Annotated in this window: 20 protein-coding genes and 1 tRNA gene; 9 read left to right on the top strand and 12 right to left on the bottom strand. The window is 55.1% G+C overall.

The genetic code is table 11. The features are described 5' to 3' along the window. Nucleotides 1–148: 148 nt before the first annotated feature. The 3 genes from D9A02_RS19500 to D9A02_RS04325 are packed head-to-tail and all read right to left on the bottom strand — an operon-like array spanning nucleotide 149 to nucleotide 2,980. Nucleotides 149–277 carry a hypothetical protein gene (locus tag D9A02_RS19500; RefSeq protein ID WP_301951087.1) on the bottom strand — a complete coding sequence of 43 codons (129 nt, stop codon included), beginning with the start codon at nucleotides 275–277 and terminating at the stop codon, nucleotides 149–151. A 19-nt stretch (nucleotides 278–296) separates the two neighbouring features. After that, the gene (locus D9A02_RS04330; protein WP_120499735.1) at nucleotides 297–1,388 is read right to left on the bottom strand and encodes an aminomethyltransferase family protein; all 1,092 of its coding nucleotides are present in this window, start codon (nucleotides 1,386–1,388) and stop codon (nucleotides 297–299) included. A gap of 20 nt (nucleotides 1,389–1,408) precedes the next feature. Further along, nucleotides 1,409–2,980: a trimethylamine methyltransferase family protein gene (locus D9A02_RS04325; RefSeq protein ID WP_254054541.1), complete on the bottom strand. Its 1,572-nt coding sequence runs from the start codon at nucleotides 2,978–2,980 to the stop codon at nucleotides 1,409–1,411. 515 nt (nucleotides 2,981–3,495) lie between these two features. Between D9A02_RS04325 and D9A02_RS04320 the strand changes: the two genes are divergently transcribed. Next, a tRNA-Ser gene (locus tag D9A02_RS04320) sits at nucleotides 3,496–3,585 on the top strand. A 659-nt stretch (nucleotides 3,586–4,244) separates the two neighbouring features. Here D9A02_RS04320 and ychF read toward each other — a convergent pair. Both ychF and D9A02_RS04305 read right to left on the bottom strand, forming a co-directional pair. Further along, on the bottom strand, nucleotides 4,245–5,342 hold the full coding sequence (ychF, locus tag D9A02_RS04310; RefSeq protein WP_120499733.1) for a redox-regulated ATPase YchF: 1,098 nt from the start codon (nucleotides 5,340–5,342) through the stop codon (nucleotides 4,245–4,247). A gap of 69 nt (nucleotides 5,343–5,411) precedes the next feature. Further along, on the bottom strand, nucleotides 5,412–6,239 hold the full coding sequence (locus D9A02_RS04305) for a PhzF family phenazine biosynthesis protein (protein ID WP_120499732.1): 828 nt from the start codon (nucleotides 6,237–6,239) through the stop codon (nucleotides 5,412–5,414). A 415-nt stretch (nucleotides 6,240–6,654) separates the two neighbouring features. On the opposite strand from D9A02_RS04305, the gene trpA reads away from it, so the two are divergent. The 5 genes from trpA to pth all read left to right on the top strand — a co-directional run bounded on the left by trpA (nucleotide 6,655) and on the right by pth (nucleotide 11,081). Further along, nucleotides 6,655–7,446, top strand: coding sequence for a tryptophan synthase subunit alpha (gene trpA, locus D9A02_RS04300; RefSeq protein ID WP_120499731.1), 792 nt, complete (start codon nucleotides 6,655–6,657; stop codon nucleotides 7,444–7,446). Nucleotides 7,447–7,479: 33 nt separating this feature from the next. Further along, nucleotides 7,480–8,247, top strand: a complete 768-nt coding sequence (locus tag D9A02_RS04295) for a hypothetical protein (RefSeq protein ID WP_120499730.1) — start codon at nucleotides 7,480–7,482, stop codon at nucleotides 8,245–8,247. Between the two features lie 62 nt (nucleotides 8,248–8,309). Next, the gene (locus tag D9A02_RS04290) at nucleotides 8,310–9,473 is read left to right on the top strand and encodes an alpha-hydroxy acid oxidase (RefSeq protein ID WP_120499729.1); all 1,164 of its coding nucleotides are present in this window, start codon (nucleotides 8,310–8,312) and stop codon (nucleotides 9,471–9,473) included. Between the two features lie 126 nt (nucleotides 9,474–9,599). Further along, the gene (locus tag D9A02_RS04285) at nucleotides 9,600–10,265 is read left to right on the top strand and encodes a 50S ribosomal protein L25/general stress protein Ctc (RefSeq protein WP_120499728.1); all 666 of its coding nucleotides are present in this window, start codon (nucleotides 9,600–9,602) and stop codon (nucleotides 10,263–10,265) included. A 123-nt stretch (nucleotides 10,266–10,388) separates the two neighbouring features. Beyond that, nucleotides 10,389–11,081 (top strand): aminoacyl-tRNA hydrolase, encoded by a 693-nt coding sequence (pth, locus tag D9A02_RS04280; RefSeq protein ID WP_120499727.1) that lies wholly within the window; start codon nucleotides 10,389–10,391, stop codon nucleotides 11,079–11,081. A 4-nt stretch (nucleotides 11,082–11,085) separates the two neighbouring features. Here pth and D9A02_RS04275 read toward each other — a convergent pair whose 3' ends face one another. Next, nucleotides 11,086–12,237, bottom strand: coding sequence for an MFS transporter (locus D9A02_RS04275; RefSeq protein ID WP_216824943.1), 1,152 nt, complete (start codon nucleotides 12,235–12,237; stop codon nucleotides 11,086–11,088). 100 nt (nucleotides 12,238–12,337) lie between these two features. On the opposite strand from D9A02_RS04275, the gene D9A02_RS04270 reads away from it, so the two are divergent. Beyond that, nucleotides 12,338–12,841: an Lrp/AsnC family transcriptional regulator gene (locus D9A02_RS04270; RefSeq protein WP_120499725.1), complete on the top strand. Its 504-nt coding sequence runs from the start codon at nucleotides 12,338–12,340 to the stop codon at nucleotides 12,839–12,841. A gap of 50 nt (nucleotides 12,842–12,891) precedes the next feature. Here D9A02_RS04270 and D9A02_RS04265 read toward each other — a convergent pair whose 3' ends face one another. The 6 genes from D9A02_RS04265 to D9A02_RS04240 all read right to left on the bottom strand — a co-directional run bounded on the left by D9A02_RS04265 (nucleotide 12,892) and on the right by D9A02_RS04240 (nucleotide 19,525). Further along, on the bottom strand, nucleotides 12,892–13,794 hold the full coding sequence (locus tag D9A02_RS04265) for a glutaminase (RefSeq protein ID WP_120499724.1): 903 nt from the start codon (nucleotides 13,792–13,794) through the stop codon (nucleotides 12,892–12,894). 188 nt (nucleotides 13,795–13,982) lie between these two features. Then, the gene (gene msrA, locus D9A02_RS04260) at nucleotides 13,983–14,492 is read right to left on the bottom strand and encodes a peptide-methionine (S)-S-oxide reductase MsrA (RefSeq protein WP_120499723.1); all 510 of its coding nucleotides are present in this window, start codon (nucleotides 14,490–14,492) and stop codon (nucleotides 13,983–13,985) included. Next, nucleotides 14,492–14,935, bottom strand: coding sequence for a peptide-methionine (R)-S-oxide reductase MsrB (msrB, locus tag D9A02_RS04255; protein ID WP_120499722.1), 444 nt, complete (start codon nucleotides 14,933–14,935; stop codon nucleotides 14,492–14,494). The genes msrA and msrB overlap by 1 nt, the downstream gene beginning before the upstream one ends. Before the next feature lie 113 nt (nucleotides 14,936–15,048). Continuing rightward, on the bottom strand, nucleotides 15,049–16,374 hold the full coding sequence (locus D9A02_RS04250) for an aspartate aminotransferase family protein (RefSeq protein ID WP_120499721.1): 1,326 nt from the start codon (nucleotides 16,372–16,374) through the stop codon (nucleotides 15,049–15,051). Beyond that, nucleotides 16,371–17,135 carry a 3-keto-5-aminohexanoate cleavage protein gene (locus D9A02_RS04245; protein ID WP_367946742.1) on the bottom strand — a complete coding sequence of 255 codons (765 nt, stop codon included), beginning with the start codon at nucleotides 17,133–17,135 and terminating at the stop codon, nucleotides 16,371–16,373. The genes D9A02_RS04250 and D9A02_RS04245 overlap by 4 nt, the downstream gene beginning before the upstream one ends. Then, nucleotides 17,132–19,525: an FAD-dependent oxidoreductase gene (locus D9A02_RS04240; RefSeq protein WP_120499719.1), complete on the bottom strand. Its 2,394-nt coding sequence runs from the start codon at nucleotides 19,523–19,525 to the stop codon at nucleotides 17,132–17,134. The genes D9A02_RS04245 and D9A02_RS04240 overlap by 4 nt, the downstream gene beginning before the upstream one ends. 123 nt (nucleotides 19,526–19,648) lie before the next feature. Here D9A02_RS04240 and D9A02_RS04235 point away from each other — a divergent pair, with 123 nt between their 5' ends. Next, nucleotides 19,649–20,536 (top strand): MurR/RpiR family transcriptional regulator, encoded by an 888-nt coding sequence (locus D9A02_RS04235; protein WP_120499718.1) that lies wholly within the window; start codon nucleotides 19,649–19,651, stop codon nucleotides 20,534–20,536. Nucleotides 20,537–20,621: 85 nt separating this feature from the next. Beyond that, nucleotides 20,622–21,596 carry a TAXI family TRAP transporter solute-binding subunit gene (locus tag D9A02_RS04230; RefSeq protein WP_120499717.1) on the top strand — a complete coding sequence of 325 codons (975 nt, stop codon included), beginning with the start codon at nucleotides 20,622–20,624 and terminating at the stop codon, nucleotides 21,594–21,596. The last annotated feature ends 22 nt before the right edge of the window (nucleotides 21,597–21,618 follow it).

Genomic DNA, 21,618 nt, shown 5'->3' with positions numbered 1-21,618 from the left:
CCTTTCAAGTCGTCGTTTCCTGTGATCGGAAACATAAACATACGTGCCTGAGATGGGGACTTATCAAATCGTATTTTATATCGTTTTGCCAACGCAGCAGGCTCTCAAAACCACAAGACAAAGCGATCCCGATGATCGACATTTGCGTTTACTCAAAGGGGCCCAGAATGGAAGATCGGCTGGTCAACGAAGAACCGGGGACGAGAACAACGCTGACGATCTGTGCTGGTAATGATTGCGATGGCTGCTCATCATTAAATGCCAAACGATCCAGCATGCCCTGTCCCCGATCCCGATTATGTATGGGTGTTGGTTTTGCTCGGATCATAGAATGGTAGCGCCGCAACCACCGCTGTCGTGGAAATTCCATCTCCCACCAGATCAACCGTCGCTCCAACTTCAACCTCAGAGGACACATGCGCCAAAGCGAGAGACTGCCTCATCCGGTGTGAGTAACAGGGGCTATTGACGACACCAACATCGTGCCCATTTACCGACAGTACTTCGGCACCGTTAACCATGTCAGGGTGATCAACAATCAAGCCCACATTTTGCACGGCACCATTGCCCTTTGCAGCCATAACCGCATCTTTGCCTCGGAAACTAGATTTTGAAGTACTGACTGTAAAGCCCAAACCAACCTCCCACGGTGTATTGTCGGTGCTCATGTCGTAGCCGTAAAACAGCAATCCCGCCTCAATGCGAACTTTGTCCAATGCCGTGAAAGAACATGGCATTACACCATTATCCACCAATTGATCCCAAATATCAGTGATGACCGAGCCGTCGGCAAAAATCTCATACCCACGTTCGCCCGTATAACCAGTCCGCGAAATCCGGCACGAGTGGCCAAACAGCACCGCAGGCGTATGGTGGAAATATTTCAACGGCTCCAGATCAACATCACAATGAGCGTTTAGAATACCCAAGGCTTTAGGGCCTTGAACCGACAGGTCGTGCAGGTCGTCAGTGAATTCAACCGCCACATCCCGGCCATTGGCCGAGGCCTCCAGCAAAGCCATTGTATCGCCTGAGCCATGCGCGATCATCCATTCGCCATTGCCATTGTTGGATACGATCGCATCATCTGCCAACGTCCCCTGTTCGGTCAAAACACTCAGATATGCAGCCTGCCCCGGAGCAATTTTACTAATGTCGCGGGTCGTCAGGTGATCCAGAACTGACGCCGCCTCACTACCGCGAACAAGCACCTTTTTAAGCGGCGACATGTCAAACATGCCGGCAGCGTCTCGTACCGCATCATGTTCATCGTTAGGGTCGGTCTCATAGCTCCATGCAGTGCCCATCCCATTCCAATCTTCCAATCCAGATCCAAGCGCCCTGTGACGAGAGGCGAGCGCTGATGTTCGGCTTAGTTCTTCAATCATTTTTTTTCCTTTTGGGGGGTTTAGTACCATTCATCAGGCATCGACGCTTTGCGTCGCGCCATGAAATCAATCAGCGCTTCATCTATGCTGCCATCCATCTGGGGCATTTCATATTCTGCCAACAGTTCTTTCCAACGCGAATTCGCGCGCTGTGCTGCACTGAGCTCGCCATTTTCAGCCCAGGTCTCATACGGGCCCGTATCTGGAATCTCGGATTGATAATTGGCCGAGGCAAAGTTCCGCATCGTATGACTGGTGGATAGAAAATTCTCCCCCGGCCCGGCCTCCAGATACGAGTCGCGCGCCAAAGTTTCATCGTTCACCGGAAAACCATGCAACATCTGCATCATCATTCCGCAGTGATCTAAATCCATCACGAATTTTTCGTATGACATGGTCAGCCCACCTTCAAGCCACCCTGCCGCATGCCAGACCTGATGCGCCCCGGAAATCATTGTTGCCCACATGGCACTGGCGCTGTCTTGCATCGCCTGCCCGTCTGCCGCATTTGATGAGGTAATTTGCCCACCACCAGAGCGAACAGGAATGCCAAGGCGGCGGACAAGCTGCGACAATGCCATTGTCGACAGGTTCGCTTCGGGAGTGCCAAATGTCAGGGCCCCGGATTTCAGGTTCATGGTCGAATGGAAGCTGCCCAACACCGTCGGGCAGCCTTTGCGCACCAGCTGTGTCAGGGCAATGCCAACCATGCCTTCGGCTAAGGTCTGTGCCGTCACCGCAGCCTGTGACACCGGCCCCATCGCCCCACCAAAGATCGCAGGGGAAACCGCTACACACTGGTTCGCCTCGGCATATACACGCAAGGCACCGGACATCGTATCATCGAAAACCAGCGGCGAGTTGACGTTGATATTGGCCTGAATGACAGCGTTTTTTTCCATAAAATCGCGCCCAAACACCAACCGCGCCATTTCTATGCTGTCTTGCGCGCGCTCGGGTGAGGTGACACTGCCCATAAACGGCTTGGCTGAATAACGCAGATGCGCGTAAACCATATCCAGATGGCGCTTATTGACCGGCACATCAACCGGCTCGCAGACCGTGCCACCCGAATGGTGCAACCAGGGTGAGGCATAAGTCATCTTCACAAAATTCTGAAAGTCCTCAAGCGTCGCATAACGCCGCCCCTTGTCCAGGTCTGTCACAAACGGTGATCCATAGCCCGGCATCAAAACGATGTTGTCTCCCCCCAAGGTTACGGAATGTCGCGGATCTCGTGCGTGCAATTTATATGAACGTAGCGCGGTTGAGCACAGCTCTCTCGCATGGCCCGGCTCAAAGCACACACGCTGATCCTTTACAGTCGCACCGACATCACGAAACAAGGCCAACGCAACATCGTCTCCACGAAACTCGACCCCGATTTCACTCAATATCCAATCAGCTTGCGCCTCCAACGCCTGCAACTGTTTCTCGGCCAGAAAACCATAGGCTGGAATAGAACGGTGCTGTAACTCTGCTGCTGTGAACTGAACAGAATTTGATGCCTCGGCACTGACACGGCTTGCCCGCCCCCCACGACGCGATGATCTTTTTTGAACACCTTTATCGCTGCGCATTTTGTGTTCCATGAAAGCCTCACATCAAAACAGACACCTTTTGCCTGCTATTGATCTGTAGTCTGGCAGAATGGATAATTTGACAAATCAAAATATTTGCACAAATCGTATAAAATAATTAAACGCACATTCACCATTATAGCGCTACCTGGATATTTGGAACCGCTGACAGGCAGTCAATCGGCCCTGCATCTACGCTGCGGTTTTCTTGCGGTCATTTATGAGATGTGATCCTTCAAAAACCGCTACATCGCATCTGTCATGGATGTGCCCGCGGATTTTTGCTTCTTGGCCACGTCATTGATCAAGCTCACATCGGGCAGGATCGCCCCGATAGCCGTGGTCACGCTACCGATGAAAGTCATGTCAGCAACAGTGAAAACTGCCGTAAATGAGACTACGATATGACCTGCATGCAATGATTTTTCGAATATTTATAAACTCTTTAGTGGAAATATGCGCGTATCGCAGAATTTTGCTAAATCATAGGCTTGCAGCTTTGGAATGTTGCCGCTAAACACGCCAGCGGAGCTGTGGCCGAGTGGTCGAAGGCGCTCCCCTGCTAAGGGAGTAGGCCCGGAAGGGTCTCGAGGGTTCGAATCCCTTCGGCTCCGCCATATCAAACTTTTTGCTTGGATGGCCCCTAACGCCTTGAATAGTCCGGCGGTTTCGGGTGTTCGAAGTCCCGTTTTTCGGGAGTAGGAGATACGCTCCTTAAACGCCAGTCTCAGTACTATTTTACGCCCCAATAGATTGCCGCTTTGCCAGACATTCCAAGGGTTTGCGAGAAAGACCAGCGCGTGTTCGAACATTTGCTCAAAGGGGTGCAGTGTTTTGCCCTGAGTGCTGAGCTTTTCATCCAAGATCAGCTTTTGCCGCTCCATCTTTTTAATACGCTTTTCATAGGCCGTAATGAGTGTTGGGCTCTCAGTATCAACCACACGGTCCAGCAGGCTTTCAATTTGTTTTTTGATCTGTCGCTGTTCTGTGCGGTCCAGATGATCGAGTTGAGCGTCGGGGCCAAAAACCTGGCCATGATGAAACTGAGCTTTCATGATGGCCTGAAGGTAACCGCAAAAATCCGGCGTTCATGCTAAATGCACAGAGCCAACCAACGCGCTCGCAGATAGAGGCTCGGAAACGAAGTCGTGGTGTCAAAGGCAAATATGGAGAAAGTAATCGCCATGAGTCCGAAGGCCGAGAGGGCCTGGCATAATCATGCCGGATCAGACACTCTCGAACTGCCTAAAGTGCAGAGCCGAGGCGACGCGCCTACCTAGTTGTTGAAGAGGAAGTGCATCACATCGCCGTCTTTGACAGTGTAGCCCTTACCTTCAGCGCGCATTTTGCCGGTGTCTTTGGCGCCTTGTTCGCCGTTGCAGGCGATATAGTCGTCAAAGGCGATGGTTTCGGCGCGGATGAAACCTTTCTCAAAGTCCCCGTGGATCACGCCAGCCGCCTTGGGCGCGGATGTGCCGTGACGGATGGTCCAGGCGCGGGCTTCTTTCGGGCCGACGGTAAAATATGTTTCCAGATGCAGCAGGTCGTAACCTGCGCGAATAAGCCGGTCGAGCCCCGCCTCGGTCAAGTTCATTTCTTCTAGAAACATCACCGCTTCGTCGTCTTCCAGCTGGCTGATCTCTTCCTCAATCTGGGCCGAGATCACAACGCTTGATGCCCCCTGCGCGGCGGCCATGGCCTCAACCCGCGCGGAAAATTCGTTGCCTGCAGACGCATTGGCTTCATCGACATTGCAAACATACAAGATCGGCTTGGAGGTCAGAAGCTGCAGGTTTTTCCACGCCTTGGCATCTTCAGCGTCAACCTCAACCACGCGGGCAGATTTCCCTTCTTCCAGCACGGCTTGTGCGGCGGCCAGCAGGCGGTCGTGTTGCTGGGCTTCTTTATCGTTGCCTTTGAGCTTGCGCACCAGACCAGCGCGGCGTTTTTCGATCGATTCCAGATCGGCGAGCATCAGCTCGGTCTCGATCACTTCGGCATCATCAACCGGATCAACCCGGCCCTCAACATGGGTGACATCTTCGTCTTCAAAGCAGCGCAGCACATGAGCAATGGCATCGACTTCACGAATGTTGGCCAGAAACTGGTTGCCCAGCCCTTCGCCCTTGCTGGCTCCTTTGACCAGACCGGCGATATCCACAAATGTCATGCGTGTCGGGATGATCTGTTTAGAGCTGGCGATGGCGGCCAATTGCTCAAGCCGCGCATCAGGCACAGCCACATCGCCGACATTCGGTTCAATCGTGCAGAACGGGAAGTTCGCGGCCTGCGCCGCGGCGGTTTTGGTCAGCGCGTTAAACAAGGTGGATTTGCCCACATTCGGCAATCCAACGATACCCATCTTAAAGCCCATATCCTGACCCTTCTGCTTGGTTGACGGGCTGCTTCTATTGCCAGCCCGTCCCCGACGCAAGCCAAGGTTTCAGGTGATCGGTGCGGTGAGGCCCGAAATCTCGATCGGGGCGCCCTGCCCTGCACGCGGTTTAACCTGCAAAAGCGATGGGCGGCCCATGTCTACGCCTTGGGTCACCTCAAAACCACTGTCTTGATGTCCGACATCGCGCAGGTATCCCGCCAATGCCGCCGCAGCCGCGCCAGTGGCCGAGTCTTCATAAACACCGTGCCCGGCAAAGGCGTTGCGGCTATGGATCTGCGTTGGGTTCTCACGCCAGATCAGATTGACTGTGACCAGATCATGAGCCTGCATCAACGCCGCACCGGCATCAAAATCATATGACATGTCGCGCAGTAGATCGTGCCGCGCCAACGGCAATAGTAAATGATCAGCGCCACCATGAATCCAAGCCGGGGCAATCTCTGGGTCAAGATCAGTTTCTGAAATCCCGAACAGCTGCAAAAACGCCTCTAGTGTGTTGGGCGGAACAGGTTGATGTTTGGTCGGAGGAGAAATCAGTTTTGCGCCCCAGTCATCACCTTCGCGGTATGCTGAAACAGAAATTGAGGTTTCGTTCAGGATCAGATCATAGCCTTTGGCCCCAAACGCCTGCCCCAATGCCGCCCCCAGCGCGATGGTCGCGTGACCACAAAAAGGCACTTCTTGTTGCGGCGCAAAGTACCGTGTCCGAAACCCACCCTGATGCGGGGCCGCAAAAACCGTTTCTGAATATCCAACCTCAGCTGCTGTTTGCTGCATATCCGACACGTCAGGAAGGATATCCTGTATCACAACACCTGCGGGATTGCCGCCTTGACCATTTTGCGTGAATGACGCCAGTTTCTGAATATTCATAATACCCTCCTGTACCTGTCATAGGGATATGAGGATACAGGTACGTAATGCAAATTGAGAATTTTGATGCTCCCCATCACTCGTCGGAATAGCCCACCATCCATGCCTTAAGACAGGCAGCCACGTATGAGGGGACTCGTGGCCGCCTGCCCCAATGCGCCCTTGGCTTTAAGCCATGGAACGCTTGAAGGCGTTGCAATCATAAAACGTCACTCGTTACCAAAAAGCTGATCAAACTATCAACCGAGACACAAAACACTCGTCACTATGCTGCAATAACAAACCGCGAGCCGTTATTATTCGATGAATATTTGAACTTTTATTTCAACTTCCCCCAATGGCCGGTCCAATGAAATAGCGGATTGAAGCGCCCGCTAATTTGCGCGACAAAGGCGCGGAAGTAACGGAGCACTCCATGACACGTATCGATGCCAAATTTGCCGAACTGAAAGCCGCAGGAAAAAAGGCCTTTGTGTCTTACATCATGGCCGGGGACCCCGATTATGACACCTCGCTCGAAGTGGTAAAGGGTCTGCCGGGTGCTGGCGTCGACATTATTGAACTGGGCCTGCCATTCACCGACCCGATGGCCGATGGCACCACCATTCAGCTGGCAGGGCAACGCGCGCTTGCGTCCGGCATGACGCTGGAACGCACGCTACAATTGGCCACAGAGTTCCGCAAAGACGACGATACAACCCCGATTGTGCTGATGGGTTATTACAACCCGATCTACAATCGCGGCGTTGAGCAGTTTCTGACTGATGCCAAAGCCGCAGGCATTGACGGGCTGATCGTGGTGGACCTGCCGCCTGAGGAAGACGACGAGCTGTGCATTCCAGCCCAAGCTGCAGGCCTGAACTTCATCCGTCTGGCCACACCGACAACCGATGATCAACGCCTGCCCAAAGTGATGCAAAACACCAGCGGCTTTGTCTATTACGTCTCGATCACCGGCATCACCGGCGCGGCAGAGGCTGAGGCCGTAGATGTCGCTCCCGAAGTTGCACGCATTCAGGCCGCCAGCAACCTGCCTGTGATCGTGGGTTTTGGCATCAACACGCCCGAAAAATCCAAAGCCATCGCCGAAGTAGCCGATGGCGCTGTGGTCGGCTCCGCCATCGTCAGCAAAATCGCCTCTGGCACGCCCGTCTCTGAGGTGCTGGACTTTGTCCGCAGCCTCGCCGACGGCGCGCATCAGGGGTAAAAGGATACTTCCCTGATCCTCTCAAGCATCATCTTGATCAAGATCGCGGTCACAATGGTGGTTGTGATCGGGTTATCGATTATTGCCGAACGGGTCAGCCCCAAGTTGGCAGGCCTTCTGGCGGGTTACCCGCATGGCATTGCAATCGTGCTCTATTTTATAGGGGCGGAACAGGGCGTGGAGTTCGCCTCGCGCGCCGCTCTCTATGCCATCGGCGGCTTATCGGCGAATGTGGCGCTATGTTATGCGTATTCCCGGCTATGCCGAACGCGATCACTCGCCAATGTCATCCTTGCCGCAGCGGGCAGCGTGGTGGTGTTTCTATTCGTCTCAGCAGTGCTGCAACGACTACCGTTGTCAGCACTTTTCGCCAGCCTGCTGACCCTTGGCATGATCGCGCTGATATATGCGCTATTGCGCCATACCGAAGAGATCAAACTCCTCACCAAAACGCGCCTTGGGGTCATTGCGGTATTTGCCCGCGCAGTTTTAGCCGCCGGAATTGTCCTGCTGATCACAGGGCTTGCTGACAAGATCGGGCCGGATTGGGCCGGGTTGTTGGCCGGTTTTCCAATTGTCACTTTCCCCTTGCTGCTGATCATTCACCACGATCATGGCCCGGCCCCTGTGCACACCATGATCCGTGTTTATCCCATCGGCCTGATCGCACTTCTCGTCTATGCCTTGACGACCTCTTTAACTTTCCCGGTGATTGGCATCGGCTTGGGTACTCTGGCGGGCTTTGGCGTGGCGACGATCTATCTGATCGGCCTCAAACTGGTTTCGGGATCCCTGCGCTAAGGGATTGCATCAAAACCTCCATATTGGTAAATAAACATAACCAATATTACCGGATATCTCATATGCCTGTCATCACCTGTATCGACGACCTCAAACAGATATATCTTCGTCGCACGCCCAAGATGTTCTATGACTACGCAGAATCCGGCAGCTGGTCAGAGCAGACCTTTCGCGAAAACACCTCTGATTTCAATAGGATCCATCTGCGTCAACGGGTGGCCATCGACATGACCGGGCGCAGCACGGCCAGCCAGATGGTCGGGCAGGACGTGAGTATGCCAGTGGCTCTGGCCCCGGTGGGCCTGACCGGCATGCAATGCGCTGATGGCGAGATCAAGGCCGCACGTGCCGCCGAAAACTTCGGCGTACCCTTTACCCTCTCCACCCTGTCGATCTGCTCGATCGAGGATGTGGCAGAACACACAACCAAACCCTTCTGGATGCAGGTCTATACCCTCAAGGACGATGACTTCATGTCCCGCCTGTTTGACCGCGCCAAAGACGCAAATTGCTCTGCCGCCGTCATCACGGTTGATCTGCAGGTTTTGGGGCAGCGCCACAAGGATCTGAAAAACGGCCTTTCCGCCCCGCCAAAACTAACTCCGAAATCCGTTGCCAACATGATGACTAAGGTCCATTGGGGCTTGGGCATGCTGGGCACAAAACGGCGCGAGTTCCGCAATGTCATGGGGCACGCCAAAGGGGTCAGCGATCCGTCCTCCTTGTCTGCATGGTTCGCCGAGGCCACCGACCACACCCTCAACTGGGACCGTATCCGCCAGTTTCGTAAGATGTGGGATGGACCGCTCATCATCAAAGGCATCATGGACGCACGTGACGCACGCGAGGCCCTGAACGTCGGCGCAGATGCGATCATCGTCTCCAACCACGGTGGGCGGCAGCTGGACGGTGCGCTCAGCGCCATTCGCGCCCTGCCCGAGATTATGGACGCCGTTGGTGACAAGATCGAGGTGCATCTAGATAGCGGCATTCGCTCTGGTCAGGACGTGCTCAAGGCGCTGGCGATGGGGGCCAAAGGCACCTACATCGGCCGTGCCTTTGTCTACGGTCTTGGCGCGATGGGCGAGGCTGGCGTGACCAAAGCACTGGACATCATCCACAAAGAGCTGGACACCTCGATGGCCTTGTGCGGGCGCACCGATGTTTCGGCCTTGGATCGTGACATTTTGATGGTGCCAAAGGGATTCTCGGGCGATTGGGAATAAATTCAGCGATACCCGGTGCCGCGCATAGAATCCCCTTTCCATTTAGCCAAAATTGGTCTATGGGCACGGCTTCACGCGGGTATACAGCCTTGGAGGATACCCGCCCTAACCTATTGGAGAATTATTATGGCTGGAGCAATTCCTGATCTTCACGCCCTGGAACGTGCGGGGACAGGCAAGGGCGCCGCTCGCGCAGCACGTCGTGCTGGCATGGTTCCGGGTATCGTTTTTGGTGGTGACGTTGATCCACTGGCGATCCAAATCCCATTCAACGAGCTGTTCACGCGTCTGAAAAAAGGTCGTTTCAAGTCGACCCTGTTCAACCTCAAGGTTGACGGTCAAGAAGACGTCCGCGTCATCTGCCGCGACGTACAGCGCGATGTTGTCAAAGACCTGCCAAGACACTTCGACCTGATGCGCCTGCGTCGGACCACAAAGATCAACCTCTTCATCACAGTTGAGTTCATCAACGAAGAAGAAGCTCCCGGCATCAAAAAGGGTGGCGTTGTAACGGTTGTTCGGAACGAAGTTGAGCTGCTTGTCACAGCGAGCGACATCCCAGAAAAGATCACTGTTGACCTGACCGGCCTGAACGTTGGCGACACAGTTACCATCTCAGACATCACGCTGCCAGCTGGCGCGAAGCCAACCATCGACCGTGACTTCGTGATCTGCAACATTCAGGCACCATCCGCACTGAAATCCGAAGATGATGGTGACGAAGAAGAAGCAATTGAAACCGAAGTCATCGCCGATGGCGAAGCTCCGGCGGAAGAGACAGCAGAAAGCTAAGCCAAATTGGCACTGTCTTTCTGAAGCTATTGAACGCGACGCCTCGGCGTCGCGTTTTTTTATGGCGGTTGATTTGTAACACCATGCGCCGTAGATCACGACAAACGAGAATGGAAACACCGCATGCTTATGTTTGTTGGCTTGGGAAATCCGGGCGCGAAATATGCTGGCAATCGCCACAATATCGGTTTCATGGCCTTGGACCGGATCGCCGAGGATCATGGCTTTGCACCGTGGAAATCCAAATTCCAAGGCCAGATCTGCGAAGGTCGCCTTGGCTCAGAGAAAATCCTGCTTCTCAAACCTGAAACTTTTATGAACCTCAGTGGTCAATCCGTAGGCGAAGCCATGCGGTTCTACAAGCTGACCCCAGACGACATTATCGTGTTCCATGATGAACTGGATCTCGCCCCTGGTAAACTGCGTGTCAAACAGGGTGGCGGCCATGCCGGCCACAATGGCCTGCGCTCAATCCACCAGCATATTGGCGAGGCTTACGCCCGCGTCCGCCTTGGTGTTGGCCATCCGGGGCGCAAAGAATTGGTCGCACATTACGTGCTGCAGGACTTTGCCAAAGCAGATGCCAACTGGCTGGATGATCTAATGCGCGGCATTTGCGACGGCGCAGCAGAGCTGGCCGCGGGCCGCAATGACAAGTTTCTCAATGCCGTCGCACTACGGCTGACGCCCGCGCGGTCCTCCAAGACCAAACCGGCAGAGAGCACAAAGCCCACGAGCATGAAACCCGCAGCAAAACCGCAGGCCGCGCCCGACACCCGAACCGCTTTGCAAAAGCTGGCCGACAAGTTCCGTTGATATATCAGGCCTGCATGCCAACATGCCTCCGTCTGGCCGACAGGGCATAGACGGCAGCGGGAACAATACAAACCGCAGCAACATAGGCCGCAGCACTGAAACCGTAGGCTTCAAACACCGGCTTAAAACTTATGGTTCCGACAAACATCGCCACATAGGTCACCGCACTGTTCAATCCCATGACCGCCGCGCGCTGCGTAGGCGAAATCGCGGCCAATTGCCCGATCAACAGGTTGAGCCCCAAATGGTTCACCGCGCCCCAAATGAAGCACATCGAAAACAACGCGATAGCCGATGGAGCACCCACAGCCAACGCAACATAAATTCCGATCATCGTGACAAACACCACCGGTGCCGCCTGCTTTGCCCCAAACTTGTCGATAAACTTATCTAGAGAGGACGCCAATCCAAACCCGATGCCGTAAACCAACGCAGCCATGCCCGTCACACTTGTGGACAGGCCCAACACCCCACTCAGATGCGTCCCAAGGTACGCATACAGTCCGTAAAACGCGACCATGAATGCCATCACAGAGGTTAAAAGCCCCATCAGTCCGGGCAACCGCAAGACCGACAGAGGTGAAACCGCCTCGGGCCGCTCCCCGGTGCGCGGCAGGCCTTCGACAGCGCGCCACAGCAGCATACCAGTTCCTACTGCCAGTAATGCCATCACCGCAAACACCGCGCGCCAATGCAGCGCATCCGCCAAAAGCGACGACGCGGTAACCCCCAACACGAGGCTCAACGTCCAGCCGGTTAACACCTTACCCAGCGATGCGCTTTCCTCCCCCGGCTTGGAAATCACCGCCGTCAAACCGTAAGCCGCAGGCAAAGCCACACCCGCGGCCAAACCCGCCAATGCCTGCCCCACCACCAAGACCCACAGGGCTGGGGCAACAGCACTGACCGTCATCGCGACGGCCAATACCCCAAGCGCACAACACACCGAGCGCGCCAAGCCAAAGCGATCCGCACGCGGTGCCAGCGTAATCGCGCTCAGCGCTGTTGCTGCGCCATAGACCGCAGACGCCAACAACACATCTGCAGGCATGCGTCCGTCAAACGACAAGGCCACTTCCCCGGCAATCGGGCTCAGCAAAAGCGCGTTTGAACCGACGACCCCAACGGCCAGCATCAAGTACCACAGTGCAGACACGGTGTTTCCTCCAATAGATACGCGGCAAAAATATTGCATTTTATAAATTTACAAAACACCATATCGTATCACTCTAAATATTCAGAATAAGGTTCTGCACATGTCCAAAGACGCCCATGGTCTCGACGCCATCGACAGAAAGCTATTAAGTCTTTTGTCTCAGGATGCGGAACAAACCTATGCCGAGATCGGCAAACAGGTCGGCCTTTCCGCCCCGGCAGTCCACGAACGGGTCAAACGCTACAAGGCCACAGGCCGAATCAAAGCTGTCGCCGCCCAACTGGATCCATCGATGACCGGGAAAAATTTTCTGGCCTTCATCCACGTGGATTCAACCGGTTGGGCCAAATCAGACGCCATGCTGGAACTGCGCGATTTCCCCGAGGTCGAGGAAATGCACTCGGTCGCCGGTGACACCAGCATGATCCTTAAGGTCCGAATGGAAAGCACCCCCGCAATGGAGGCCCTGCTGGCCCGGATCTACAGCCTGCCCGAGGTGAAGATGACCAAAAGCTACGTGGTGCTTTCCACCGCACTCGAACGTCCGGTGCAGGCGGGGATTACCGACTCTTTCACGCCCTCCATTTGCACCGTCTCAAAATAGGCGGGAAAATCTGCAGCTGCGTTTGTCCGCTCAGAGCCCATTCTGCTTATTCAAAACACTGACCATTTGGTCGCATTCGAAAGCATTTCCGCTGCGCGTGTGCCAGCGTGAGAGTTGCCGTAAAGATTGAGCCCCGGCGACCAAATTGCAATAGATGCTACATTAGGTGCGATAGCCAAAATACCACCTCCAACACCACTTTTCCCCGGTAGGCCAACGCGAAATGCAAAGTCACCAGACCCATCGTAATGCCCACAAGTCATCATCAATGCATTCACCCGTCTAGCACGTTGGCGCGATATGACCTTTGGCGCACCTTTTAGGCCCGCTAAAGATCGCCCCGCCATCGCCAATTGATCAGTTGTCATCTCGATTGCGCATTGATGAAAATAGGTGCCCAGCGTGAGTTCCGGGTCACTATTAAGGTTGCCGTGCGACTTCAGGTAATAGGCGAGCGCCTTGTTACGTGCCCCGGTTTCTTGTTCAGATGCGGCAACTGTTTCATTAATGTAAATACTGTCTGACTCTGACATGTGCCTGATAAGCCCTAGTATTTCCGCAAGTGCCATCTTGGGTTCTCGCCCTGACAAAAGCGCATCGGTGGTCACAATTGCTCCGGCATTTACATAAGGGTTTCGAGGACGGCCCAATTCCCTTTCGAGCAAAACGACTGAATCAAAAGAATTACCCGATGGCTCTCGACCGACGCGACTCCAGAGTTGGTCCCCGACGCGTCCAAGTGCCGCGACAAGCGCAAATACTTTGGTAATGCTCTGAACGGAAAACGGTTTGGTCGCGGCACCCGCGCTGATCAACCTACCATCAGCCAAGCACACGCTGATCCCAAATTGTTGCGGATCAACACTCGCAAGTTCAGGAATATATTGCGCTGTTTTCCCCCAATCATCTTGTCGAACTATCTCTGCCGCTATGGACTTAAGTATTTCTTCCAATCTGATACCTCATAGCAAAATCATTGCCCAATACATGCTCTGATGAGCTTCCAAGCTCCCACAAATTTCGTTTATATTTAGCTAACCGAGAGTGTGAAACCAATGATTGCTTTGTCCGCTTAGCGGACCACCCCCATTTACAAATCTGCCAAGCAAAACGGGCCTCAAAACTTGAGGCCCGCTTCAATTCATTCCGCTGCGTCGCGTTTGGGCAGGACCCAATCGGGTCGAACGAAGTGGCAGGTATATCCGTTTGGCACCCGCTCCAGATAGTCCTGATGTTCAGGTTCAGCATCCCAAAAATCGCCCTCTGGCGCCAGTTCAGTCACAACCTTGCCGGGCCACAACCCACTGGCGTTCACATCCGCAATTGTATCAATCGCCACAGCCTTCTGATCTTCATCGACAAAGTAGATCGCAGATCGATACGACATCCCCAGATCATTGCCCTGCCGGTTGACTGTGGTAGGGTCGTGGATCTGGAAAAAGAACTCCAGCAACTGACGATAGCTAATCTTGGCCGGATCAAAGGTGATCTCGATCCCTTCGGCATGGGTGCCGTGATTGCGATAGGTCGCATTCGGCACGTCGCCGCCCGTGTATCCCACCCGCGTTGACAAAACTCCGGGCATCTTGCGGATCAGATCCTGCATGCCCCAAAAACATCCCCCCGCCAGTACTGCGCGCTGTTCCGTCATTATATGTCCTCCACTTGATCCAGATACGCACCGTAACCTTCGGTCTCCATCTCGTCGCGATGCACAAACCTCAAAGAGGCCGAATTGATGCAATAGCGTAATCCACCCCGGTCCTGCGGTCCATCCGTGAACACATGGCCCAGATGGCTATCGCCGTGGGCTGACCGCACCTCGACACGGATCATCCCGTGCGTGGTATCGCGCAGCTCGTTCACATGGTCATGCACCAAAGGCTTGGTAAAGCTGGGCCAGCCACAGCCGGATTCGTATTTATCGCTTGAGGCAAACAAAGGCTCACCCGATACGATATCCACATAAATACCCGGTTCCTTGTTGGCCAAAAGGGCCCCCGTGCCCGGGCGCTCGGTGCCGGATTCCTGCGTCACCCGGTATTCCTCGGGCGTCAGGGCCGCAATTGCGGCATCGGTTTTACGATATGTCATGGACATCCCCCTTATGATCTGTAGCTCAGATCACCAGATGGGGTGCCGCGCGTCAATTGCAAAGCATGTGACACCCGGCTGACAGAATGGTGATCAGCCGGGTAATCTTTGTTTCAGCCAGCCAGAACTTGGTCCAGCGCACGCGACAAGATATCAACAACGCTATCAAGCTCTGCCTCGCTCGCAATGAACGGCGGTGCCAACAGAACGTGGTCGCCATTTCGACCATCGCGCGTGCCCGGCATCGGATAGCAGATCAATCCTTCTTCAAAAGCCACTTTCTTGAACCGCTTGGCCACCGCCTTGGTCGGATCAAACGGCGTCTTGGTCTCGCGATCCGCGACAAACTCCAACCCCTGAAACAGGCCCCGGCCCCGGATATCGCCCACATTCGGATGTTGGCCAAAACGTGACAGCAATTGCTGATGCAAATACGCCCCACGCGCCTGCACTTGCGCGATCAGGTCATTATCCAGCATCTCACTCACCACCGCCAGTCCGGCCGCTGCCGCCACTGGGTGGCCAATGTAGGTATGCCCGTGCTGAAAGAAGCCGGTTCCACCCGCAATGGTGTTATAAATCGCACCCGAACACAGCATCGCGCCAATCGGCTGATAACCCGCGCCCAATCCCTTGGCGATGCACAGGATATCCGGTCGTACATTGTCGGCGTTGCAGGCAAACAGATGCCCGGTTCGGCCCATGCCGCACATGACCTCGTCCAAAATCAGCAGCACGCCGTATTTGTCACAAATCTCGCGGATGCGGGTGAAATACCCCTCAACCGGGGGCACCGCACCCAATGTGGCTCCCACAACCGGCTCAGCCATGAACGCCATGACCGTATCAGGCCCCAGCCGCAGGATTTCATCCTCCAACGCCTGTGCCGCACGCTGACCGTAATCATATAGGCTCTCGCCCTCTTGGCGCTCGGCATATTCATAACAGGGATCAACATGACTTACGTCAATCAACAACGGAGAAAACTGCTGCCTGCGCCATTCATTGCCACCTGCAGCCAAGGCACCTAGCGTATTGCCGTGATAGCTCTGGCGACGGGCAATCAAATGCCGGCGTTCTGGCTCGCCCCGCTCCGTGAAATACTGCCGCGCCAGTTTGATCGCCGCCTCGGTCGCCTCGGACCCGCCCGAGACAAAGTAAACACGGTCGATGCCCTCGGGAGCATTCGCGATCAGCAGATCGGCCAGCTGTTCCGCCGGATCAGAGGTAAAGAACCCGGTATGGGCAAAGGCCAGTTGATCCACCTGATCCTTGATCGCCTGCTTGACGCGTTCATTGGAATGCCCAAGGCACGACACTGCCGCCCCACCTGAACCATCAAAATACCGTTTGCCGCTCTGATCAATCAAAAAGCACCCGTCCCCGGCAACCGCCATCGGCGGCTGCACGTGACAATGACGTGGAAATACATGGCTCATGCTGCAATCCTTTTTAAGCTATTCATCAAATGGGTAACCGACTGCGCGTTATCCGCAAACAGTCCGTCGTCATTATCATCCAGATTATTTTCGAACCCGACCCGCAGGTTGCCGCCTTTACGCGCCGCTTCAATCAGGCACGCATGCTCATGCAGCCCAAAGGCGCAGACCATCCAGGGCGCGCTTGCTTCATGACCCGCAAGATGTGCGTTCAGGTCTTCAGGCACTGCCGCCACCCGCGGCGTGTATTTACCCAGAACAAAGATCACGCTCGTCTGATCCGTCCGCACGATGCCCTCCGCTTGCCACTGTCGCAGCAGTTCAGCATCTCTCGGGTCATAAAGGATATGCTGCACTTCGGTGCCATTCTCGGCCATCGTGCCATAGACCGCATCCGCCAATTCAGGCGACCGCGCCATCTCACGCACCGACACGCTGGCCCAGCCCGGTTTCACGTCACGTAGGCATTGCAACTGCTGCGCCACATCAAACCGCCCACCGGATTCGGTGGTAATCTGCAACCGCATCTCCGGCACGACCTGCGCCAAGGCATCCAGTGTTTCACGATACCGCCCCGCATCCAGCGAATGCAGGCCCTCGTCATCGCGCACATGTAGATGCAGCCCATCAGCCCCCGCCTCAAAGCAGGCGCTTGCTGTCGATAGAATATCATCCATGGTCACGGGCAAGGCCGGGTGGTCCGCCTTGCCGCGCCGTGCCCCGTTGGGGGCGACCATTACAAATGGTTGCTTCATGCTCATGGTTTCATCCGACTCCCATCCGGGTCAAACAGCGGGCCAATGGTGATTGTCGCATCAAACATTTGCCGCGCGATATCCAACTGCACCCGTGCACCATCAGCGACCTGTGTTTTCACATGGCCCAGCGCCACGGGCTTTCCGATCCGGTAGCCAAAGGCACAAGTACTGGTTTGGCCGATAATCTCGCCATCCAGATAGATCGGCTCATGCCCCAACGGCATGGCACTCTCATCGTCCAGCGTGAGCGACACAACATTCGGCTGCGCGCCATTGGCCAGCCGCTCCTGCAGCGCCTCGTATCCGATGAACCCGCCTGACTTGCGTGTTGCAAACAGCAACCCGGCCTCAACCGGTGTATTGTCACCATCCAGCTCGTGCCCCATCGCGCAGAAACCCTTTTCAACCCGCATCGAGGTCTGTGCAAACATCCCGGCTGGCTTCGCGCCTGCCGCCGTCAGTGCCGCATAGACCGCATTAGCGTTCTCAGCCTTCATGGTGATTTCCCAACCGGCTTCACCGACATAAGACATCCGAACAGCCCGTACATGCTTGCCCGCGATATGTGCCGGGCCGACCTTGAAGTAACCCAACTCATTCAACTCGGGCGCGCCCACTTCGGAGATAATCCGCGAGCTCTCTGGCCCCATCAGCCCCAGCACGGCGTAGTCTTCGGTGCTGTCTGTCAGCATGACATCAAACCCTTCCGAGTGGCGACGGAACCATGCCAGATCGCGTTTGATCGCAGCGGTGCCGACAAACAGCCGGTAGTGATCCTCGGCAATCCGGTGCGCGGTGATGTCCGATTCAAACGTACTGCGCTCATTCAGTACCGAGGTATAGATCGCGCTGCCCGGTTTGCGGCCCATATAGCCCGCGCAGGTTTTGAGCATAAACGCCTCAGCATCCGGACCAGAGACCTCGATCTTGCCAAAGGGCGAGGCATCAAAGATCGCAGCCCCTTCATGCGCCGCCTTCACCTCGGCCGCGACATTCTCAAACCAGTCCGGGCGCTCGAACGTCATCCGCGGCTCTGTTGTCTTGCCAAAATACAACGGACGCTCCCAACCGTAGAACTGCCCCATATGCGCACCAGCTGCTTTGTATTCGTCTTCCAGCGGCAGGGCACGCAGGTTCCGGGCGGTTGAGAGCTGTTTGCCCGGATAAGCAATATCATAATGCGTGCCCAATATCTCAGGCGCCCGCGCCATCAGATGCTCAAGCGAGTTATAAATCGGTGCAAACCGTTTTGCATCAGCTTCAGCCAAATCATAGGCCGTGTGCCCATGCACAATGCAATGCGCCAGGTTCATCCCCGCACCGCCACCAGAAGCCAGACCAACCGAATTCAGACCACAGCCCAGGAACAAGCCACGCGTCTCGGCGGTCTCGCCCAGCATGAAAGTCCCATCAGGAGTAAAGCTCTCTGGTCCATTCAACAGCATCTTCACCTCAGCCGTCTCCAGCGCTGGCAAACGGTTTAGGGCCAGCTCCATCATCGGCTCAAAGTGATCCCAGTCTTCCGGCAACAGGCCAAATTCAAATGTCTCGTCCAGAACACCCGGCTTGATCGGCTTACCCATCGGCTCAAAGCATCCAACCAGTAACCCGCCACTGTCATCGCGAATATAAAGATGGCTATCATGGTCGCTCAGCGTCGGCGTATTGCCTACGATGCCATCAATCGGCTTGGTCAGCAGATAGAAATGCTCGCACGCTAGCGCCGGCACTTCGGCCCCCGCCATGGCTCCGGTCTCGCGCGACCACAGGCCAGTACAAAGCGCGATCGCATCACACATCACCGTACCTTGCGTTGTCTCAACCCCGGTGATCCGGCCATTCTCGGTCAAAATCCCGGTGACACCGGTGTTTTCAAAAATCTTCGCGCCCATGCCCTTGGCCGATTTGACCAAAGCCGCACAAACATCGCTGGGCGACACCCGCCCATCATCGGGTGACCACACCGCCCCCAGCACGTCATCGGCATTCATCAGCGGCCAACGTTCCTTGGCCTCTCCAGCCGAAACCGAGTACGCCTCAATCCCATAAGCATGCGCCAGCGCCTCTTGGCGTTTCACATGTGTCATCCGGTCCGGCGTTGTCGCAATCGACAAAGACCCCTTCTGGATCCACCCAACAGATTGTCCGGTCTCTTCCTCTAACTGTGAGTAGAGATCGACCGAATACTGGATCATCCGCGTCAGATTGTGCGAATGCCGCAGCGCCCGCACCTGCGCCGCCGAATGCCACGTCGTTCCCGACGTCAGCTTATTACGCTCCAGCAAAATCGCATCACCCACGCCCATCTTGGCAAGGTGGTACAGGGTCGAGCACCCCATAATGCCCCCCCCGATCACCACGACCGAGGCATGTGACGGCAAAACAGTTCCCATTGGGTTTCTCCAAACACCTGACGTTGCGGCACTTTCCGCATTGATTCGAAAAATTACACAGCATTCGGCTTTTTGTAAAAAATATCATATGTTATTATTTCAAGGCCGAATCCGGGGAATCTCATGGATCCAACGTTAAAATCGAAAATTATTTCGCAGTTGAAAGAAGACTTTCCAAATTATCCTCCACGCATTCAGCGGGTGGCAAAATACATACTGGATAATCAATCCGACTTTGGATTGGACCCGGTGCGCGTCACCGCGGCCAAGGCAGATGTCAGCACTTATACCCTTGTGCGGGCTGCAAAATCTCTTGGCTTCCACGGTTTTGACGACCTGCGCGCCCCGTTTCGGCACGCCCTAGTCGCCACTACGGCTTATGAAGAACGTCCCGAATGGCTTGAGACACAGCAATCAGAGGGCATTTTGGGTCCAATTCAGGCCCAAAGCGCACTCAACACGTTATCTATCGTCCAGCATTCCCTGCAGCGCCTTGACCCTAAGGAAGTGGAGCGCGCAGTTGAAACCATGCTGGAGGCCAGAAACGTCTACATCACTGCCGTGCGCGCCAGCTATAGTCTGGCGTATTATTTCCATTACGTCGGGCGGATGGCCCTGCCCAGCCTGCAGCTGATTCCCCGACACATGAATAGCGCTCTGGATGAGCTAACTCTTGCCGGACCGCGTGATGTGATGATTGCGATCACAATTTCCCCCTATTCAAGAGAAACGATTGAGGCCTGCAAGTTTGCCCAATCACGCGGTGTAAAGCTGATTTTCCTCACTGATTCCGACCTGATTTCACCCGATCTAAACCCCGAACATGTCTTTTCTGCATCCACAGTCAGCACCCATCATTTCGCTTGTTTTACTGGGCTTATGGGCATCTCTGAGAGCCTGCTGGCGGCACTGGTTTCCATGGGCGGCGCCCCTGCCCGCGCGCGAATCAAATCATACGAAGAACTGCGCGCTGCGAACTCCGCTTACTGGGTTCGGCAAAAAAAACGTTAGTTTTTCGTGACATTGTGATCGGTATAGGGAAACTTCAACTATTCGTGACGCGCAAGCGTCCGTAGAATTTTTAGGGAGATAACTCATGAAACACACGAATCTGACCCTCGCTGCAGCTGCTGCACTGACAATGGGTCTGGGAAATGCCGCAAGCGCGGCCGATCAGCAGTTCATCACGATCGGCACCGGCGGCGTGACCGGCGTGTATTACCCAACAGGTGGCGCAATCTGCCGTCTGGTCAACAAAGGTCGCAAAGACCACGGCATTCGCTGCTCGGTCGAATCCACTGGCGGTTCAGTCTACAACATCCGCACCATCCGTCAGGGTGAGCTGGACTTTGGTGTTGCCCAATCCGACGTTCAGGCCGCTGGTCTGGCCGGTACAGGCTCATTCGCTGACGATGGCGCCTTCTCAGAGCTGCGCGCTCTGTTCTCGGTACACCCAGAGCCGATGCACCTGATGGCGCGCGTTGATTCAGGCATCAACACCGTCGAAGATCTGAAAGGCAAAAAAGTAAACATTGCCAACCCAGGTTCAGGTACACGCGTTCTGGCCGAAACCCTGATGGAATACAGCGGTCTGACCAAAGATGACTTCTCTCTGGCAGCAGAGCTGAAATCATCCGAGCAATCCGCAGCTCTGTGTGATGGCAAAATCGACGCCACAATCTGGGCCGCTGGCCTGCCAAACGGTTCCAGCCAAGAAGCCACGTCTTCATGTGATGTGAAAATCATCCCACTGGAAGGTGAAGGCATCGACAAACTGCTGGCAGACATCCCTGCCTACGCAGCCGCAACCATCCCAGGTGGCATGTACCCTGGCAACGCTGACGACATCCCAAGCTGGGGTCCAAAGGCCACATTCGTAACCTCGGCCAACGTGTCAGACGAAGTTGCTTATGCGGTAGTTTCTGCAGTCTTCGATAACTTTGATGACTTCAAAAAACTGCACCCTGCCTTTGGTCGTCTGGTTGAATCAGAAATGATCGCCGACGGTCTGACAGCTGAACTGCACCCAGGTGCGGTTAAGTACTACAAAGAAAAAGGCTGGATGGAATAATCCAGCTGGTTTGAATATCACC

It is taken from the genome of Roseovarius sp. EL26 (genome assembly GCF_900327775.1).
In the GTDB taxonomy this organism is placed as follows: domain Bacteria; phylum Pseudomonadota; class Alphaproteobacteria; order Rhodobacterales; family Rhodobacteraceae; genus Roseovarius.
Note: the sequence above shows the minus strand (reverse complement) of the source record. Positions and strands in the feature narration are given on the sequence as shown.

Bases quoted from the DNA above. Each gene is read 5' to 3' on its own strand.
- D9A02_RS04270 (WP_120499725.1), top strand. From the start codon at position 12,338: ATGTCCAAAGACGCCCATGGTCTCGACGCCATCGACAGAAAGCTATTA.
- D9A02_RS19500 (WP_301951087.1), bottom strand. From the start codon at position 277: ATGCTGGATCGTTTGGCATTTAATGATGAGCAGCCATCGCAATCATTA.
- D9A02_RS04230 (WP_120499717.1), top strand. From the start codon at position 20,622: ATGAAACACACGAATCTGACCCTCGCTGCAGCTGCTGCACTGACAATG.
- D9A02_RS04325 (WP_254054541.1), bottom strand. From the start codon at position 2,980: ATGGAACACAAAATGCGCAGCGATAAAGGTGTTCAAAAAAGATCATCG.
- D9A02_RS04285 (WP_120499728.1), top strand. From the start codon at position 9,600: ATGGCTGGAGCAATTCCTGATCTTCACGCCCTGGAACGTGCGGGGACA.
- msrA (WP_120499723.1), bottom strand. From the start codon at position 14,492: ATGACGGAACAGCGCGCAGTACTGGCGGGGGGATGTTTTTGGGGCATG.
- D9A02_RS04245 (WP_367946742.1), bottom strand. From the start codon at position 17,135: ATGAGCATGAAGCAACCATTTGTAATGGTCGCCCCCAACGGGGCACGG.
- trpA (WP_120499731.1), top strand. From the start codon at position 6,655: ATGACACGTATCGATGCCAAATTTGCCGAACTGAAAGCCGCAGGAAAA.
- msrB (WP_120499722.1), bottom strand. From the start codon at position 14,935: ATGACATATCGTAAAACCGATGCCGCAATTGCGGCCCTGACGCCCGAG.
- pth (WP_120499727.1), top strand. From the start codon at position 10,389: ATGCTTATGTTTGTTGGCTTGGGAAATCCGGGCGCGAAATATGCTGGC.
- D9A02_RS04240 (WP_120499719.1), bottom strand. From the start codon at position 19,525: ATGGGAACTGTTTTGCCGTCACATGCCTCGGTCGTGGTGATCGGGGGG.
- D9A02_RS04235 (WP_120499718.1), top strand. From the start codon at position 19,649: ATGGATCCAACGTTAAAATCGAAAATTATTTCGCAGTTGAAAGAAGAC.
- ychF (WP_120499733.1), bottom strand. From the start codon at position 5,342: ATGGGCTTTAAGATGGGTATCGTTGGATTGCCGAATGTGGGCAAATCC.
- D9A02_RS04305 (WP_120499732.1), bottom strand. From the start codon at position 6,239: ATGAATATTCAGAAACTGGCGTCATTCACGCAAAATGGTCAAGGCGGC.
- D9A02_RS04290 (WP_120499729.1), top strand. From the start codon at position 8,310: ATGCCTGTCATCACCTGTATCGACGACCTCAAACAGATATATCTTCGT.
- D9A02_RS04250 (WP_120499721.1), bottom strand. From the start codon at position 16,374: ATGAGCCATGTATTTCCACGTCATTGTCACGTGCAGCCGCCGATGGCG.
- D9A02_RS04330 (WP_120499735.1), bottom strand. From the start codon at position 1,388: ATGATTGAAGAACTAAGCCGAACATCAGCGCTCGCCTCTCGTCACAGG.